Below are 14,890 nucleotides of genomic sequence, written 5' to 3' on the forward strand. Positions count from 1 at the left end.
TTGACTTTACTTTCTTTGTAGAAATTAAGCGCTAGAAACGTATCTGCTTTTCTCATCTCCATTGATTTTCATAAAGACATCATTTTCTCGATGCCTTTCCCATTGATCCCTATGGTCATAAATTTTTGCTACTATAGGTAGTCGTACCACTACACTGGTACCCTTTCCAAGAACCGAATTAACATCGATTTCTCCCTTAAGTCTGGAGACGATATCCTTAACTATATATAAACCAATGCCTGAACCCTTAGCATGCTCAGAAGCTCGATAGAACATATCAAAGATTAGATTAAGACGACTACTCTCAATGCCCATTCCATTGTCTTCCACTTTTAAAATGTAATGTTCGGATGTGGCCGAAAAGAAAATTCTTGTAAAACACCTCTTCTGATCTGCGTTTGAGAAGGTGATGGAATTCAGAATAAGTTGCTTTAAAATAATTTGAATTCGCGCGCGATCGGAGATGAAGGGTCTATTTGTGGAGATTTGTAATGAGATATTAACTGGGGTACTTTTGGCTGGGACGTATATATCTGTACTGCTGCAAATTTGATCAACAAGTTCCTGAATGTTTAATTCCTCAAGACAAAGTTCGGACCGTGAATTGTTAGAGTAACTCATGACATTTTTAATGAATCGCTCAAGTGCGCTAGCTCTTTCCTCGATCATTCGCAAATACATTTTCAGTTCTTCGGGGTCACTCACTTTCTCTGCAAGGTGCGTGAGCCCTAAAATTGTACACACAGGAGAACGGATGTCATGCGAGGTATGATAAACAAAATTATCTAGCTCTTCGTTCACTTTAATCAGCTGGCTGTTTTGAATTAAAATTCTTTCCTCTGCTAGTTTTTTATCATTGACGTCTACCATTGAAACAAACAGTATTCGACTACTACCTTCTTCAAAAAGTGCTAAGGTCGCTGTAAGCCAGTGAAAGGTACCTGAACGGCTTTTCATTCGGAACGTGATTGAAGTATTAATAATCCCCTCCTCTGAAATCGATCTTAGCTTACTTAGAAGGAAATCTCGGTCATCTTTATGAACAGTTTCCAAGAGCTCACCAGCATTAGCTGAAGTTGTTTGAATATTGGCGAAATTAAACAAGCTCTCATCAATTACAACATCATTACTGTCTAAATTCAGTTCAAGGAACATGCCACCTGAGGCCTTTGAAATGAGTTCATATTTTTTTGCGCTGTACCTTAGCTGCTCCAATAACTTTGTATTATTACTTTTTTCTTCAGCTACGATAATTTTGGAAAAATGATGCTCTTTGATATGTAAATAGATGATTGTAACACAAGCCAAAAAACAAAATATAAAATTCAGCTGAAATTCAAATAGGGTTATTGATTTTATGATTTGGTCGTATGAATAAAAATTTGATACGTACATGGACGATGCAAAGAATAGAGATAAAGAAAGTCCGGCAAGAGCAATTGCCAGGATTCGATGTTTATATCCAAACAGGATAATACCAGCTACTGCCAGTGTTATGTAATGAAAATACACACTAGTTAAAAAAAGTGTAGCATGCATGGACATAACAATAACCATAGCGTTTAATAACCAAAGAATTCGTACACTTTTAATCTTTCCATTATAATTCAAATAAAAAAGGAGTGATGTGGAGATAATGGCATACATGCACAGCCATGAACCTGCATGATAAACATCTAAAGATTTAAAGAAAAACAATACTATAAAATAGAAAACACCAATTATACAGACGACAGAGTTTATTAGCGATATCCTACGGTCATCACCTAACAATACTTTATACCCTTTGCCAAACAGAACACTTTTTAAAATGACTAAAGCTGTAGATTCAGGACTAATTTTTCTCATAGGAATATGTTGAGTTGTTACTATTTCGGATCCAACTCTTTGCAAGCTCTAGAGTTTCAAACACTTTTATTTCGGGTGTTGCTGGAGAAGGAAATGACAGATAAGTCTCAAGCGCTACTTTCCCGAATGTCGACTGTGGTCTTACCATTGCGAAATGTGTATTTCCAGCATCGCTTGCTTTCGCAGACCACCAGTTGAAAGCCCATTCAAGATCAACTGGTAATATGCCCCCAACTGCGGTACCATCTATGATTACCTGGAGCTTAGGAAATACAGCCTTGTAATAAATAAAACTATCCATTGTGGTGATTACCGATGATCGGTATTTTTTACTATTTGCTGGCACCCCTTGCATTCTCCAAATAACACAAGGCACCTCTACATCTAACAGTACGCTGAAATTTTCTTCCGTAAATATTGTTTTTTCAATTTCAACAGTACTAGTCAAAAATACATCGGGAAATTTCATCAAATAATATTGTTAAGATTAAAACTTCTAAGTACGCATAATGCTCTTGTAAGCCGGAATAATGACAATAGACTTTGGGTGTACAAGTGTATGGAGGGGGATAAGTCAATCTTTGCATCAGTAGACTGTGTACACCTTGGTGTTTGTTTACAAAAAATGCACTGTTTTAATTGATGCGGCAAAAAAGAAATGATTTCATTTGCGTAATAGAATGCAGATTACTTGTCCGGATAATGACAGTTTTTCGCACTTTAAAGGCGCCTTTCAGAGTCTTGTCGAGTCAATGTAATTTTCATTGCCAAACATATAAAACCGTTTTGCAATCATTGGAGAAGATTTTGAGCCCATGACTTTCCATAAAGAATTTAATGCACTATTCGCCATACCATCTTTCTTAAAGCATTTCGATATGGTATTTGGAATTTTTAATGTGAGTCTGATTGTCCTGGCTATCATTGATTATTATAATAATAATTCATCCTTATTCACTATCGGATCTTTAACATTTTTTCTTCTATTCAACGCAATCATTAGCTTGGTTTCCTATAGGTTTAAAAGCAGCGGTAGAGTACCGGAAAAAATCAGGATAATAGGAGGATTAATTGTAGCGCCTCTTGCTTTTCTTCTTCAAGCACCTGTGCTCTCACCCTGGTGGCCGGCATTGTACATTATGACGCTTGGTGGGGTCACTTTCCTCTGCCTTACATACAACAACCAAAAAGTTGCCATTTTTCTAATTCTCTACTATGCAATTGTAGCATTTTTTATAGAGTACATTATTTTTGATTTTACATTTCTTTCAGTTTTTTCCAGGGTGGGACAATATATTGTTGTTAGTATAATGTATTTTTTGGTGCTTACTCAAATTAAAAATTCAGTCTCTATTATGATTGAACTTCAAAAGGCTAAGGAGTCTATTGTTAAGTTGCGTGAAGAGAATGCAAGACTTCGGAGCATCGAATTACAGGAGAAACTTGAAAACAGAGATCGAGAACTGGCTGTTTATTCCCTGAACTTTATTCAAAAAAATCAGTTGATTGAAAACGTAAAAAATGAATTTTATGATCTGAAAGTAAATAAAATTAATAATCAGGTAGGGAAGATTAACGGGATTAGTAAAATGCTTGAGGATGGATTTAAGATTGATAAAGACTGGAATGAGTTTAAAATCCATTATGAAGGAATACACAAAGATTTTTTTAAAAAACTGAAAGAAAACTATCCTGATCTAACATCAACCGATCTGAAGCTTTGTGCTCTGATCAAAGTTAATCTTAATACAAAAGAAATTGCACGCATTTTAGGCGTATTACCTGAAAGTATAAAAACAGCACGTTACCGAATCAGAAAAAAAGTGGGGCTAAAGAATTCCGACAACCTTTTTGATTTTTTGAACAGCATTGAAACTATAAATAAGCAGATTGTATGAACCAATCTTCCAGAGGCATTAGTAACACTCAAGTCTACTTAGATTATAAAAAATCACTCAAAGTAATCGATTTTATCTTCGGTGCTTATAATCTGGCAGCACTTATTCCGTACATCTTTCGTCAAGATTGGTATGCATTTTTTTATATTTTCTCATTCTTTCTCTTCAATATTTTAATTAGTTTACTAGGCAACAAGTGGGAAGATTTTTTATCAGCAAGTCAACACAAGGCCAGGCAAGTTGAATTAGTACGTCACATTGGAGGCGCATCGTTGGCATTGCTTATTTATATAAATACCGGATGGTGGCAAGGATTATTGATCTTAACACTGGGGGGGACATTGCAACTGGGAATACTTTTTAGAAAACCACATATGGGTAGATGGCTTGTTTTGATTTACAGTGTCATATTTGCAGTGGCCTCTATATATGTTAATGCCGAAGCGGTAAAGTGGCCTACTACAATTTTCTTATCCTTTTTAATGGTAGGTTTTACATTTGTGGAAATTCACAACTATCTAGGTAAAACCATTTTTGAGATACAACAAAATAGTGACATTATTAGCGACACCAATCAAAAGTTAAGGAGAATCAATGAAGAAATGGAAAAGATTGTGCATATAGTAGCGCATGAAATAAGAGGGCCACTGTCAAGAATAATTGGGCTTAGTCATATCATTGGCTATGCCAGAAATGAGTTTGAAAAGGAAGAGATTATTAGTAAGATCACGAAATCAGCACACCAAGGCCTGGAGATGGCAGATGATATCCTAACGATAAATTCGGACCAGTTAATACTTCCGGCAGTAGAGAAAGTAGAGATAGTAGATATGATAAAGAATGAAGTTTTGGTGGACTTTCAAGAGCATATTGCGTTTAAGGAGTTGACAATACACCTGAAGTATGCTGATAGAGTTGAATGTGTAATTTCAAAAAATTATTTAAGAAGAATTTTAGATAATTTAATTTCTAATGCTATGAAATATTCGCCACTCAAGAGCGAAATCAATATTACAGTTCTAAGAGAGAGAAGCACTGTATCTATTTCAATAATGGACAATGGCAAAGGGTTCAATGATGACGATAAAAAAATGATCTTTAAAAAATTTCGTAAGCTAAGCGCACGCCCAACAGCCGGTGAATCTTCCAGTGGATTGGGCCTGTACATAGTTAAGGAATTGGTTACAAAGTTATCAGGAATTATAACATTAGAGAGCGAAGAAGATAAGGGCAGCACATTTACAGTTACCTTCCCTATTAGTGGAAAAATCGATGTGTAAATTTCGCTCTACAAATTACCTACAAGTGGATCTGTTTATTTGTTTTTGGTACTACTAAATTTAATTTAGGACTAGCAAAACGAATTTCTCTGAATATTTAATTCCCACCTTTTATTTTATGCATCGTTGATACAAAATATTAAGCATTTAATGCCAACACGAGAAGGTGGTAGAGAATTGGTTATGCAACATATTTAAGGAAGTGCTGTAATGCCCAAATGACTTCAATTTCGGAAGGTGGCAGATTGCTCCTCTGCGCCTGAGGTTAAGGTGTATAAACCTATAAGTTGATAGGGTATACTTAGGAGGTTTACGTGTAACATTAGCCCCTGTTCTTATAAGAATCAAGAAGTGAAATGTTATTTACGGAAAAATGGAGACTTTTTAATAGAATTTTCACCTCTGCGCATTGGGATGCTATGCTTTTAGTTAGGTAAGATGGTGCGAACAAGCAGCTTGCAAATAAACTGAACACGAACTATGTTAAGCATATGGACATAAAGTGACTCTCCTGGAAGACTCCAGAATATTGCCGAAAGTTGAGATTGGACTTTAAGACTGCAAATGCCTAGGTAAAAAAAGCAGCGTCTGAGGTTCTTAAAAAAGTTAAGTCTCAGCGACTTTGATAAAATTAAATTTTATTTTTGAAAGTGATTCAAAATCTTCACCCGTTTCCTTCATGTCCACATCTTCCGTTTGGTAGAACCAATTAATAGTAACAATATTTTTATCAGATTTAAGCCTTGCTATTAATTTTATCAAATCTAGTATACACTTCGATGAACTAGAATTAAAGTAATCTAATTGTAAGTTTAAAGTAGTTTCAGGCCTATACTCAGTAGTATACTCCTTTACCCATCGTAACACAGGTCGATAAAAATCGTGTGCATTTTCAGATGTTGAGCGTCCAGAAATTTCGAAACGACAGGTGTCGGAATCCAGGATAATTGAAGGGGTAAATTGTGTCGGTTTAATTACCAATTTTTCCATGACTATTTCTTTTTATTCTTTTCAATCGTTAGCTCGAAAATAAAATTAGAGTATAATGCATTTAATTCTTGAAATTGATAACTAAGCTTATTGTTTGATTTTCTGGCCATATCAATAAAACCCAACCCTGCTGTCCCTTTGTTTGTGTACTGGCCTGATTGAAGTTGGTTCATATAGTGCTCGTATAATTCACCACTACCCATGCTATTAATTTTGTCCAATACATTTTTCAAAAAGTTTATTTTTTTATTAGAGATAATGTTACAGGTTTGTATGAAGTAATGACTAATACCATTTTCTATTAACAGTCTGACGTATTTGCCATTATGTGAATTCTCGCTGTTAACTTCGGCATGATGAGTTAGGTTTAACAAACATTCAGTTATGAGGTGCGTAACTCGTTTGCGAGTAAGTAAATCGCTTTCTATTCCGTTCATCTGGTTATGGACTGCCAAGGTTAATCCGCGACTTAATTCAGAATTAATTTCACCCTCGTACCGTATAACTGTATTTATATCTGTTTCTTTCATAATATCAGAGGTTATTATGGAGATTTGTTAATCGTTTATAACGGTATCCAAAAATAAGAACATCATCTGTTTGATGAGTATGACCTTTCCAACGTTCGAACTCAGACTTAACTAACTCCATTTGATCTTTCATATCCACATAAAATATTTCTGGTAAAAAACTCTTCAATCGACTAATGCTGTATTTTCGTTTATCAGTCACGTCAAATTGATCACTAAAACCATCTGTAAATAAGTAAATCGTATCTCCATCCTCAAGCTTAATTTCAGTATCCATAAATTGTTCATCAGCAAAATAGGTGCGCCCAACATAGGCACGAGTTCCTTTATACTCTGTAAGCTGGCAGTCTCTAAGAAAATACACTGGCCTCCCTGCCGAGGCAAATGTGAGCATACCTGTTTGCTGGTCCAATGAACATAAAGTAATGTCCATTCCCTCACGTGCATTTTCATCTGTTAAATCAGGCTCAAGTTGATTATTCAACCGTGAATCTAATTCGTTGAGAATTTCCGCTGGCTTTTCAAAGCGAGGTTCACGCACAATTTGATGCAAAATATTAGTCCCCATTAATGACATGAAGGCTCCCGGAACCCCATGGCCAGTACAGTCAGCTACGGCAAAATAGTGGATATTGCGTTGCTTTTCATACCAATAAAAATCACCACTCACAATATCCTTGGGCATAAAATAAACAAAGCAATCTCCTAACTCCTTCCGAAGCTTTGAAAGACTAGGCAGGGTGGAGAGTTGAATTCGCTTAGCATAATTTAGACTTTCAGTAACCATGAAGTTCTTTAAGCCTAATTTCTCATTCTTTTCCCGAATGGCCAAGTGCAGCTTACTTAAGTTTTCATGTTGTTGGGTAAGCTCTATTTTTTGTTGTTCAAGTGTTGCATTCTTTTCTTGTATGGCATTTTCATACGCCTCACTTTGCGATTTCAACAAGCTAAGACTGGTATAGGAAAAAACAAGAATACTTACACCAAATAGCAAGTGAAGTGCAAAATTGCCAAAGTTGAATTCTCCATATGTATAATTGAATATAACAATGCAACTAATAATTCCAAGCAAACCCAGAATTGAGTATGATAATATCTCACCGTGGTCGGTGGAAAATGTGAAAGCGCCTACGAGCATGTAAAATACGGCATACTCAATACCAATGCCCGGACCAGCCAGATAAGAATCGACAATAATATTTACAAAAATGGTCAAATTAAACAGAAGCGTTCCGATTTTTGATAACCTCAAATGATTCAGCAGCGGAAGGAGTCCTATGATAAATGTTGATACTAAACCAATTAATATTATTCTTTGATCACAATTTCGAAGATACCATATTGAAGCAGATAAAGTAACAGGCAGCAAAGCACCTAGAAAACCAACTAGATTAAGTGCACGTACACTCCGCCTTTTTCCAAAAGGCATGTTGTCATCCACACCTATATTTAGGCACTGATTACATATTCTTTTTATGCCTTTTTGTATTGACTCCATAGTTTATCGGATTCATACCAATCTTGAGGTGCATTTTTAGGCAGGATAATTATAAATTCTGTACCAACGCCCAAATCACTCTCAACTCTAATTTCACCTTGTAGTTTTTCAATAAGAGACTTTACGATAGCAAGTCCTAAGCCGGTAGAACTCTCACCTCCAGTAGGTTTAGCTGTGAGCCGTTGAAATTTTTTAAACATTTTTTTCTGATCTTCACTACTAATCCCCGGGCCTTCGTCTTGAATACCAATACAAACTTTCTCGTCTATTTGCGCAGCACGAATAAAAATACTGGAGGACGGGGGTGAAAACTTCACAGCATTTGAGAGAATATTTTCCAATATTCTTTTTAATGCCGATACATTAGAAGTCAATTCAAGATTGTCATCAACTGCATTTATGATTCTAATATTTTTCTTAGTTGTAAAATCTGCAGCAGGCTGAATAATTTCTTCGTTTAACAATTTTCGTAAAACAATTAGGGTCGGTTCTGCAGTTACCTTATCGTAATCAAGTCGATTGACGTCAAGAATATCCTTTATGAGAGAAAGCCCCTCATTGCTAACATCCATTATTTTATTCAAGATAATAGTGTCACCATCTGGCATAGGCCGGGTCTTCATCAAGCCAGCTAGTCCTTTAGCACGATTTAAGGGTGCCCGTAAGTCATGTGCCACAATACTCATGAGTCCATCCTTCTCTCTGTTTATTTCCTCCAATTTATCATTTTGTTTTTCTAAAAAATTATTTTTAAACTGTAATAAATCAGCCTGTGACGAGATCTCTTCGTGTTGCGATATTATTTCTTCATTTTGAATCTGTATTTCCTGGTTCTGTTCTGTTAGCAATATATTCTTTTTCCTTATTAATAAATGAGATCGGTATTGAAGAATAAATATAACAAAGGCTAGAGTAGCAACAGCGATTGCTAGTATAAGCTGAAGCTGCCTGTTTTTAGCTTGAGTCTGCCGAACAATCAATTCTGCCTTTAGACTTGCATTTTCTTTCTCCTTTTGAGCAGCCAGGTAACGAGTCTCAATGTCTTCAACTGATGTTTTATTCCGGATGTGATTTATACTATCTGAATACATCAGACTCTTGTGATAATAATAGGCTGATTTCTTATATTGCCCTATTTTCATATATAATTTTGCAAGTAAAATTTCACTTGAATGATAATAGGAGGGATCAATTCCTGCAGGAGCTCTGTTAATTACACTTAGAAGATAATGTTCAGCCTTTCCAAAGTCATTATCTAAATAAACTTCACCAAGCTTCTCAAATATAAACCCCTCCAATGCATCCCACGATTCTCCCTGATGTGCTTTCAAATTTTTTTCGGCTGTATGTAAGTAGTACAGGGCACTGTCTCTATTATCGGACGCATGAAAAGCATAGCCGATCCAAAAATGACTGAGAATCATAGAGTACCAGGACCTTGTTTTTTTTGATAATACTAATGCTTCTTTAGCAATTTTAAGTGCCTTATCAAAATTCTTTTTCTGGATATAGTTATGGGCCAAACTGGTTTTTACCTGAATAATATTAATTGAATTATTTTGTGTTTGATACTGCTCAAGCGCCTTTAAATAATATTCTTCGGCTCTTCGATAATTTTCCTTTTCACTATATACGCTTCCTATAATTTCGTAGGGAAAACCATACATACTATGGGTGTGAATGCCTTTTCCTTCCATTGCCTCGTTGGCCATAAAGGCATACTCAAGCGCGGATTGCAATTTGTATTCGATTTTACAGATTACCGAAAGGTGAGTAAGGCAATCAACATAACGATTTACTTTTTTAAGACGGATATATATTTCAGAGGCACGGAGAAAAAAAAACTTGGCAGAATCGCTATTAGGACGGACAAATCTCGCAAAATATCCCGAGGTATAATGAGAATCAGCCAGTCCAAGTGAGTCGCCTAATTTTAGTGCCAATAAGCTGGCTTCATGAGCATATTTTATTCCATCAGGCACTCCATTTTGACCAAGTAAGCTCGCGGTTTTATTAAGAATTCTGACCCTTAGGGTATCTGCTTTTAGATTCGTATTAAGGCTTGTGATCAGACTATCTGTGTTTATGTGCCTTTGAGCAGAAAGGAGAGAAGCGAACCCTGAAATAAAAATTACAGTAGTAAGAAATCTTCTTATTGCTGGTGCCAGTAACACTTTTGATGACAATTAAATTTGTGATAATAAGAGTATAAAAATGGCGGATTGGAATGTCCTAAATTGTAAGAAAGATGACATTTACTAACCTGGATCTGCATAGCGGCTTGCAGGCGTAGTTACTGAAGAAAATGCACTCAAATTACTTATTATCAATTAGTTACAATATTACAGACAATAAACTGCACTACGAATTATTATATATTTCTATTTTTGTATTTCGTAAAGGTTGAGCTGCGTCCGAGCAGATGTAGCGCATTGCCTCGGCAATGTCATCTGGTTTTACCCATTGTGAAAAGTCAGCAGATGGGTTTGTGTTTCTGTTAAGCTCGGTGTCAATTACTCCTGGAACTATGACTGATGCGGTCACATTCATACCTTCACCCTCTGCATTTATATAATCAGCTAACTTAAAGATCAGAGATTTTGATAATGCGTAGGCAACCGCATCCTTGCCTTCCTTTGGATTTAATGCAGGACGTGCACCAATGAGAATGATTCGCCCTCCGGAAGCCTGTTGCTTCATCCTTTCAAACAAAGTTCTTGCTACAAAATAGCTCGTTTCAAAGTTGAGGGTTATCATTTTCTGTAATACTGTTCTATCCGTTTGTTGAATAGAGCCTTTAGCATAGCCACCTACGAGCAAAATTGCGACAGCGATATTTCCATATTCGTCCAATATTCTTTGCATAACATCGCTAACCGAAGTCTCGTTGGTAAGATCTACCTCACGTATATCAACAGAGCCACTTGTTGAGTAACCTAATGCCTTGCCTGGAGAGACGGTAGCAATAACGCGATATCCTGACGCAATAAACTTTTCAACAGTGGCTTTTCCCAGATTTCCTGATGCACCGGTAATTAGAACATTTTTCATTTAATAAATAGATTAGTATGTTGTACAGAGTGTCATTCCTTTTTCAAAAGCAAGGAGTTGTTTTTTTGCAGATGCCGCCCTGCTTAATGCTTTGATCGCAGTCGTTTGCACTGTAGCAATTTTTAGATCCCCCAATTGAATTACCTGACCTGTTAATGTAATTCGATCTCCGACAAGATCAAGTATCTCCTGATTAATTGGCGCAAACTGTTCATTCATTAAAACTAAATAGTCATTTTCAAGTGTATGAAAAACAGGAGGGATGCCACCCGAAATACAACGAATGGCACACGATCGATGAGGCTTACCCTCACCCGGTTTCATAACTCCGAAATAACATTTCGGATCTATAACCTCTCCTGTGAAAGAAATCTCTCCATAGTCCATTTGTCCCTGCTGTGTTGCAATATTCGTATCGGTAACAATAATTTTTGCAGCGTCTGCTTCCGTTACTTGCAGCAATGTTTTTCCTTCGCCATAAATAAGGGAACCTTTAATTTTTATTTTTTGCCCTTCAATTTTCCCTGAAGTTAACTGTGGAATGTCCTGTACTCCTGCTTTTCCATAACCGACAAGGAGAATGGATTGGTAGATCGGACTGTTGTTCGCATCAGTTCCGAGATCTACCAAAAGGTAAGGCAAAGGTTTTAGAAAGATGTATCCTTCCAAATCAGTGTTAACTCCATATTCAAAAGCAGAGGATGCAAACTTCTGTTGTGTCATGCTCAAAATGAGTGCAATACCTACTACGATGATCCCTAGAACTAAGATTGAATAGCTAATGATTTTTCCCGTGCGAGGGGGAGCATGCGGAATATAACCTATGTAGAACTCATCACATTCTTCTTTATACTCTTTCATACATTAAACCATTTCAGCTGGTAATTTTATAGTTCTGCCATGAGTACCTTCAGCATTCGGTCTGGGGTCAATCCAAATATCATTTCCAATTAGCTGAAGGTTGAATGTAGCTACTTTCTCCTTAAAGGGAGGTGGAGAGCACCCATTCTCAGGAAGATATTGATATCCATGCCAGGGACATGTAATACAACCATCAATAATGCGTCCCTCACCTAAGGGCCCGTTTTGATGTTTGCATACATTGGAAACTGCAGAAATTTTTCCATCGTACTTAAATATAGCAACACGCTCCTTACCAACTGTAACAATTTTCGCCCTGTTATTTTTTATATTTCGAACCGAACCAACTTTAACCATATTGAGCAACAGATCAACAGATGCAGACTCATCTTTTTTATGCTCTTGTCTGCCAGCATGAACATGGAGTAAGATAAGGGCAGTCATTCCTAAACCAAGGAGGGAGACGAACACTGGGGAAGTTTCGTATTGAATAATGCCCAATACAACATGTAACACTATTAGCGTGTATGCCACATACACGAGCATATGCAATGTTTTCCATACTTGGGCTCCGAGGTTGTGCAACCAGAAATCATGACTGGTAATGGCCATCAGAAAAAATATGACTAATGCAAAAAAGCCAAAAATCTCAAAAGGGAATTTCGCAAGAGAATTGATGTGAGTATTGGAAGTAAAAACGGATACCAAGGGATTCAAATTCCCCAATGCGTGAAACTGGATAATAGAAAAAATACCATGAACAGCACTTAAGCTGAACATGGTTACGCCAAGGTGCCTTCGGTTATAAAGTAAAGGTAGAAAAACTGGCTTTATTCTTGCAAGTGGACCAATAGCGAGAATAACATGCAGCATTAATAAAGCAAGTGTCGAGGTGCTACGGATAATCAATGTTTCTTGCGTTACATCTGAATTAACGTACCAGGTAACAACTGAAAATATTATCAGGTATAACGCAACAAAGGCTACGATCACCTTATCGTAGCGTTTCTTTTGCCTGTTCCAAAGCACGGGTTGATACGATGCACTCATAATTGCTTGAGGGGATAAGTGATTATGTTTTTTCTGTGAACAACGTCACGCAAAATTATGTGGGTTGACTTTCTACTCACAACAAAAGTGTAGCGGCCACGTGTATGCACATCACCCAGCAGAGTTGCAATGCCATTATATTCACTAAATGCAAGACATGATGGTGCAGCAGGCGGATTAGTAACTTGAAGAAGAATAGTGAATGTAGTGTCTGAATGAATTGAGTATGAGAATTCAATATCATTTAATGATGGTGTCGTTTTGCGTTCCCCCGGACGTACCAGAATAGCCGATACAAGAATGACTGGAAGAATTACAGCGAGGCTGCGCCACAACCAGAAATGATATTTGCGCAGAGGCTTAATCATGATGATCGTTCTTTAATGATGAGATGTAGCGCCTTAGCAAAACAGGCCAAAAGATAACACACCCTGGTGCAATGGTTAGACGAAACTTCCATGTAGTATCTACAGCTGCCTCATCAACACGATGAATTAGCCTGATCAGAAAAATCACTGTAAAGAGTAATCCTATTATGCAATAAAGAATAAGCACATGCAGAATAATCATGTTGTTACCGTTGTTTTAAGGGCCAAATCTCCAAAACTATTACGAAATGCTTGGTCGATATTATGACCAATGGGCGATAACAATCGATTTCGCTCATAACTTATCTTGCAACCTCAAACGCTTTATAATCCAATGTATGCTCCAGATCAGTAACAACATTCATATAGTTGATATAAGCATCGTATGGAGAATTGTAATGACTAAAATATTTGTGCACATCGCCATCATTCCAATACTTTGTACACATATAATAAAAATGGTCAGAAGTTGTAAGCTTGGCCCAAGTATCAAGTAAAGACTGATCGCGAGTTTCTTTCACAACTTGTTCGAGCCCAAAAATCCGTTCCATAGCATCGTGTTGTAAATCATTACCAAGCCACGCTGATAAATCACGTTCCTGATCTGCCCAGGAACTGAGTGCGTGAACATCATAGTCACCCCGGGCATCATAATCATTAATTGTTTCAGAAGGTGTCTTGAAACTGAAGTCTCCATGCTTTAGCAATTCATCGGGAAGATGTTCCAGGAAATTAAAGATTCCGGTCTCCGGCCATTGATGTTCTCCAAAGGTTTCATAGTCCATGAACAGATTAATAGTTTCACCATTACCCGCTACCTGATGTAACCAGTTAGCAAACTTGGGTGCTGTTAATGGCCACTCACTCCATGCATGGTTAGAGAAACGAAAAGCAATATCGTCTGAAAGCTTATAATTTTTCAACAGACATTTTATTCTGTAGTCATTCGGTGGATTATAAATGAAATTCGCACTGCGGTAACCAAGAGCATAGTCAAGGCCTTCGCATATGATACCTTTGTATCCTTTATCTGCAATAAAGCTAGCTATTTCATTATTATAGATAAGCTCTGTGTTTCTGAACACACGAGGTGTTTGCTTAAAAAGATGAATTATTTTTTGTTTATGTGCTTCCACTTGCCTCTCAAATTCATTTTTTGAGTATAGATAACTCAGGGAATGATGATAGGTTTCTGATAAGAACTCTACACACCCTGTATCAGCGAGTGCCTGAAAGGAACGAAGTACATCAGGTTGGTATTTTTCAAACTGCTCAAGAGCCACTCCACTAATCGAATACGCTACCTTAAAATTTCCTTTAAATTTTTCAATTAAGTTAAGTATAATATGATTGGCCGGTAAGTAACACTTTCTGGCAACCCGATCTAATATATACTGGTTAGTCTTTTCATCTTCATAAAAATGATCGTGACCAATTTTAAAACAATCATATGGTTTAAGCCGAAAAGGCTGATGAACCTGGAAATAAAAGCAAACTGATGGCATCTGATTAGGGA

At 36.8% G+C, this 14,890-nt stretch carries 13 protein-coding genes; 2 read left to right on the plus strand and 11 right to left on the minus strand.

Annotated elements, in window-relative coordinates; translation table 11 throughout:
• Positions 1 to 24: 24 nt before the first annotated feature.
• Together ACO1XM_RS04120 and ACO1XM_RS04125 are read right to left on the minus strand one after the other, a co-directional pair.
• Positions 25 to 1,848, minus strand: coding sequence for a PAS domain-containing sensor histidine kinase (locus tag ACO1XM_RS04120; RefSeq protein WP_486226108.1), 1,824 nt, complete (start codon positions 1,846 to 1,848; stop codon positions 25 to 27).
• A complete protein-coding gene (locus ACO1XM_RS04125) occupies positions 1,835 to 2,317 on the minus strand; it encodes a hypothetical protein (protein ID WP_486226110.1) in 483 nt (160 codons plus the stop codon). The genes ACO1XM_RS04120 and ACO1XM_RS04125 overlap by 14 nt, the downstream gene beginning before the upstream one ends.
• A gap of 346 nt (positions 2,318 to 2,663) precedes the next feature.
• Here ACO1XM_RS04125 and ACO1XM_RS04130 point away from each other — a divergent pair, with 346 nt between their 5' ends.
• Positions 2,664 to 3,746, plus strand: a complete 1,083-nt coding sequence (locus ACO1XM_RS04130; RefSeq protein WP_486226112.1) for a hypothetical protein — start codon at positions 2,664 to 2,666, stop codon at positions 3,744 to 3,746.
• Positions 3,743 to 5,026, plus strand: coding sequence for a sensor histidine kinase (locus ACO1XM_RS04135; protein ID WP_486226113.1), 1,284 nt, complete (start codon positions 3,743 to 3,745; stop codon positions 5,024 to 5,026). Before ACO1XM_RS04130 ends, ACO1XM_RS04135 begins: the two co-directional genes overlap by 4 nt.
• A gap of 606 nt (positions 5,027 to 5,632) precedes the next feature.
• On the opposite strand, the gene ACO1XM_RS04140 is transcribed toward ACO1XM_RS04135, so the two are convergent.
• From ACO1XM_RS04140 to ACO1XM_RS04180, 9 genes are all read right to left on the minus strand, one after another.
• A complete protein-coding gene (locus tag ACO1XM_RS04140) occupies positions 5,633 to 6,016 on the minus strand; it encodes a DUF1987 domain-containing protein (protein ID WP_486226115.1) in 384 nt (127 codons plus the stop codon).
• A 2-nt stretch (positions 6,017 to 6,018) separates the two neighbouring features.
• Positions 6,019 to 6,546: a SiaB family protein kinase gene (locus tag ACO1XM_RS04145; RefSeq protein WP_486226117.1), complete on the minus strand. Its 528-nt coding sequence runs from the start codon at positions 6,544 to 6,546 to the stop codon at positions 6,019 to 6,021.
• A 4-nt stretch (positions 6,547 to 6,550) separates the two neighbouring features.
• The gene (locus ACO1XM_RS04150) at positions 6,551 to 8,044 is read right to left on the minus strand and encodes a PP2C family protein-serine/threonine phosphatase (RefSeq protein WP_486226119.1); all 1,494 of its coding nucleotides are present in this window, start codon (positions 8,042 to 8,044) and stop codon (positions 6,551 to 6,553) included.
• Positions 8,020 to 10,218, minus strand: coding sequence for a tetratricopeptide repeat-containing sensor histidine kinase (locus tag ACO1XM_RS04155; RefSeq protein ID WP_486226121.1), 2,199 nt, complete (start codon positions 10,216 to 10,218; stop codon positions 8,020 to 8,022). The genes ACO1XM_RS04150 and ACO1XM_RS04155 overlap by 25 nt, the downstream gene beginning before the upstream one ends.
• Positions 10,219 to 10,405: 187 nt before the next feature.
• Positions 10,406 to 11,095: an SDR family oxidoreductase gene (locus ACO1XM_RS04160; protein ID WP_486226123.1), complete on the minus strand. Its 690-nt coding sequence runs from the start codon at positions 11,093 to 11,095 to the stop codon at positions 10,406 to 10,408.
• A 12-nt stretch (positions 11,096 to 11,107) separates the two neighbouring features.
• Positions 11,108 to 11,956, minus strand: a complete 849-nt coding sequence (locus ACO1XM_RS04165) for a hypothetical protein (RefSeq protein ID WP_486226125.1) — start codon at positions 11,954 to 11,956, stop codon at positions 11,108 to 11,110.
• 3 nt (positions 11,957 to 11,959) lie between these two features.
• Positions 11,960 to 13,006 (minus strand): Rieske 2Fe-2S domain-containing protein, encoded by a 1,047-nt coding sequence (locus ACO1XM_RS04170; RefSeq protein ID WP_486226127.1) that lies wholly within the window; start codon positions 13,004 to 13,006, stop codon positions 11,960 to 11,962.
• Positions 13,003 to 13,374, minus strand: coding sequence for a hypothetical protein (locus tag ACO1XM_RS04175; protein ID WP_486226129.1), 372 nt, complete (start codon positions 13,372 to 13,374; stop codon positions 13,003 to 13,005). Before ACO1XM_RS04175 ends, ACO1XM_RS04170 begins: the two co-directional genes overlap by 4 nt.
• 302 nt (positions 13,375 to 13,676) lie before the next feature.
• Positions 13,677 to 14,879: a glycoside hydrolase family 57 protein gene (locus ACO1XM_RS04180; protein WP_486226131.1), complete on the minus strand. Its 1,203-nt coding sequence runs from the start codon at positions 14,877 to 14,879 to the stop codon at positions 13,677 to 13,679.
• Between the last annotated feature and the right edge of the window lie 11 nt (positions 14,880 to 14,890).

The organism is Chryseotalea sp. (assembly GCF_057350905.1).